Annotated in this window: 3 protein-coding genes and 1 pseudogene; 1 reads left to right on the top strand and 3 read right to left on the bottom strand. The window is 62.8% G+C overall.

Annotation, left to right across the window (positions count from 1 at the left end):
• Positions 1-65: 65 nt before the first annotated feature.
• Positions 66-185: pseudogene (locus ACFQ2S_RS23080) on the top strand (IS6 family transposase); the annotation flags it as partial.
• Positions 186-528: 343 nt separating this feature from the next.
• On the opposite strand, the gene ACFQ2S_RS23075 reads toward ACFQ2S_RS23080, so the two are convergent.
• The 3 genes from ACFQ2S_RS23075 to ACFQ2S_RS23065 are packed head-to-tail and all read right to left on the bottom strand — an operon-like array spanning position 529 to position 3174.
• On the bottom strand, positions 529-1728 hold the full coding sequence (locus ACFQ2S_RS23075; RefSeq protein WP_386078609.1) for a LarC family nickel insertion protein: 1200 nt from the start codon (positions 1726-1728) through the stop codon (positions 529-531).
• Positions 1718-2587, bottom strand: coding sequence for an NAD(P)-dependent oxidoreductase (locus tag ACFQ2S_RS23070; protein WP_386078606.1), 870 nt, complete (start codon positions 2585-2587; stop codon positions 1718-1720). The genes ACFQ2S_RS23075 and ACFQ2S_RS23070 overlap by 11 nt, the downstream gene beginning before the upstream one ends.
• A gap of 5 nt (positions 2588-2592) precedes the next feature.
• Positions 2593-3174, bottom strand: a complete 582-nt coding sequence (locus ACFQ2S_RS23065; RefSeq protein ID WP_386078603.1) for a hypothetical protein — start codon at positions 3172-3174, stop codon at positions 2593-2595.
• Positions 3175-3258 lie beyond the last annotated feature (84 nt).

Here is a 3258-nt window from a genome sequence, read left to right as displayed (position 1 = left end):
AGATGGAACCAAGGCGGGTCATGCACTAACAATCAAACCGGACCAGTCAGATCAGGCTCCCCACCGCCGTCCACGCCTCGGTCTTCAACCATTTCAACTCGGAGCGCAGCCTCTCCTCCAGGTCCAACTTCAAGAAGAACCGCGCAGCCGCTCTCGCCGAGTGGCGTCAACTCGGCGCGGCATAAGGGGTAGGACTACTGTCCGACCTGAGACCGGTTCGAATCCGTCTGACAGCACCCGACGGAAGGTTCGCTACCGGTTCCTTGCCTTCCAAGCGACAAATCCGGCAAATGCCAGACCGACCGCAGCGACGGCAAAAACCTCCATCCCGTGGGGATGAACATGGGCAATCGAACCGGCATCATGCGCCACGGCGGGCAAGGCCGACAGCGGGACCAGAAAGGCACCAAGCATTTTCATCATTTGGCTCCGTTACTTGTTTCGATCGGTGGATTTCTTTGTGAAAGCGTAGTTCACCCACTCCAATAATTCGGCCAGGGGTGTGCTGGTCGTCATGAGCAAGCTAAGTCATGCCTCTCCTATCCCGCGACCTGAGAGGGCATTCGCCACATCTAGACGGATGCGGCTTCGGTCGTCGTTTTCGCCGGCCTGGGCGACGTCGTCGTTCTCTGGTTTGACAATCGTCGTACCATCCGGACGGACACTCAACTTTGTGCGGATTCGCATGCCATTGCGCTCGACCGTCACTTCTCGCCGAGGAAGCAGGAGTCGGTCTTCGCGATGCAGACGCATCCCGATCGTCGTCGTCTCGCCGAAACACGCATGCGCCACGGCATCCGCGGCCTCTTCGCGACAAATGACCTCCAACCGGAAGGCCGTTCGTCCCTTCTTGCCCTGAACGGTAAATTGCAGCACGTCCAGAACGTCAGGCCGGCCCCTCAGCCGATCAAGCGCCACGGCCAGGTCTTCCGGTATCTGATCGTCGATATGGAAGGTGAGAATGGCCACCCTGTCCCGCTCCGGTTGCAACGCATCCAATTGGAAGAATGACAAGCGCAGGCAGTTCGCCATGCCGTCAAGGGAGCGGTTCCCGAGCCCGTATCCGGCCTTTTGCAGGCGCATTTGCCCGAGAGGCCGCCGCGACGCAGGTTCGAGATGCGCGAGTATTGCCGCACCCGTCGGTGTGACCCTTTCGCCGGGGCGTCCATCGTCAATCGCGTCGCGCCCGCGAAGGAGCTCGAGGGTCGCTGGCGCCGGGACCGGCATCGTGCCGTGCTCGGTCTCGATCTGACCAGACCCGAGAGGGATTGGCGAGGTGGAGGCGCTGACGATCCCAATCCGCTCCAGAACGAAAGACGTCAGCAGGATGTCGGCGATGGAATCCCAATCAGAGATCTCGTGGAAATGCACCTTGTCGAGCGGGACGCCATGAACGGTTGCCTCGGCGTGAGCCAACCGTTCAAGAATGTCGAGCGCGCGGCCTGCGACGCCGGGATCGGGAGCGGTGGCTTGGAGTAGCGTCCTGTAGTCCGGAAGATGCCGCGGTCCGCGTTCGGTCGTTGGCAGGTCGAAGGCTATCCGCCGGCCCCGCAGCCCCTTTTCGCGCGCCTCCGTCAGCTTAAGCGAGATACCGGGGCCGATTGTGGCGGCCAAGTCAGTGACCGGCTGTTCCAGGTCCGGGAACGCGTCGAGCAGGGCCGCCAGCATCATGTCGCCGGCGATGCCGCCCATCGGGTCGAGATGCAAATGGAGGCGATCACCTGTCACTGGCGACAACCTTCCAGAGCACGGCGGTGTCTTCGTCGCCAAGGCCAGGCTCCAGCGCGGCCTCGTTCAGCGCGGCGACGCTGGCCCCGACCTTCGGCTCCAGGCCGGCGGCGCGGGCCATCTCGAGGCCGAGACGGACATCCTTCTCCAGCAACCGCATGCTGAATGTGGCCTCGTCGTAGCGATCCTCTGACACTCGTTTCCCGAGTTCGCGATAGAGATTGCTGACGGTGGCGGCATTGGAGGCCATCATGATCTCGTAGAGCCGTGCCGGCGCCACGCCGAGCCGTTCCGCGACCGCCATCATCTCGGCTGTCATCGCATTGATCGCACCAAACATCATCTGGTTCAGCAACTTGACAACATGGCCAGACCCCGCTTCCCCGATCTCGAAGAGGTTCGCGGCATAGCACTCAAGGACGGGGCGTGCAGCTTCAAGCGCGCCCTCTGTCTGCCCGATGGGCAGGGTCCACTTTCCCGCGACCTGCGGGCGGCCAAGGACCGGCGCGTCGATCCAGTGATGGCCCTGTGCCGCGGCGAGTTCGGCCATGTCACGTGCGACCTCGGGATTCGCAGTGGAATGATCCACGATGGTGATTGGCGCTTTCGCCGTCGCCAGCAATCCGCCGGCACCGGAGACGACGTGACGGATCTGGTCCGGGCCCGGTAGGAAAAGCAACACCAGACCGGGCCGGTCGGCAACCGCGCCGAGCGAAACGGCTTCGACGCCCATTTCGGCGGCGGCGGCCAGCGATGCCGGCGCAGGGTCGCTGATCCGCAACGCGTGCCCTGCATCGAGGAGAAGCCGCCCGGCCGCGCGGCCCATGACCCCAAAGCCGACAATGGTTACGTTTGCCATCGTCATCACTCCTTGAGATGCAGATGCGGCGCCGCCCCGCCGGAGAAGCATTCCGGCGTGCAGAGAATGCGGGGATTCTTGCCAACATAGCGTTCGGCGTCCCGCATGGCGTCCTCGAAGGTCGGGACCGTGGTCAGCCCGATTCCGCGCGCGTATTCCGGCTTCTTCGCGCCGGCAATCAGCACCTTCTGGCAGCGCTTCGAGGGGATCGCCCCACCCGACAACATCGACATGGCATGGAACGGGTGATACGCGTAGAAGTTTGAATATGCGTAGCGGTATTCCGGGTGCATTGCCATTTCGCGCGCATCTTCCGAGGCCAGATAATCCTCGATCCGAGCGTATTTCTGAAGCTGTTGATAGGTCTCCTCGTAGGAGGGGAACCAAGCCTTGTTGAACCAGCCGTCGCAGACCGAGACCGCGATCAGGACCGGGTCGGGCCGGAGTGCGTTCCAGCAGCGCGAGAGCTGGCCACCGAGGCCAAGCCCCATCAGGCAGGGATTGGTGCCCATACCGGGCCCGTAGTGGAAGTTGCGCGGCACACCGACAACAAGGATGTCGGCCGGGCCGTCCATATCCAGCGACACATTGGTACGCTCGGCGGCGAGTGGGGAGCCTGATCTGACTGGTCCGGTTTGATTGTTAGTGCATGACCCGCCTTGGTTCCATCT

This window comes from Tropicimonas aquimaris, from assembly GCF_042676185.1.
Lineage (GTDB): Bacteria > Pseudomonadota > Alphaproteobacteria > Rhodobacterales > Rhodobacteraceae > Tropicimonas > Tropicimonas aquimaris.
The sequence above is the reverse complement of the archived record's forward strand: the minus strand, read 5'-3'. Positions and strand labels throughout refer to the sequence as shown.

What these genes read in the sequence shown, in the direction of transcription:
- ACFQ2S_RS23070 (WP_386078606.1), bottom strand. Translation starts at nt 2,587, where the DNA reads ATGGCAAACGTAACCATTGTCGGCTTTGGGGTCATGGGCCGCGCGGCC.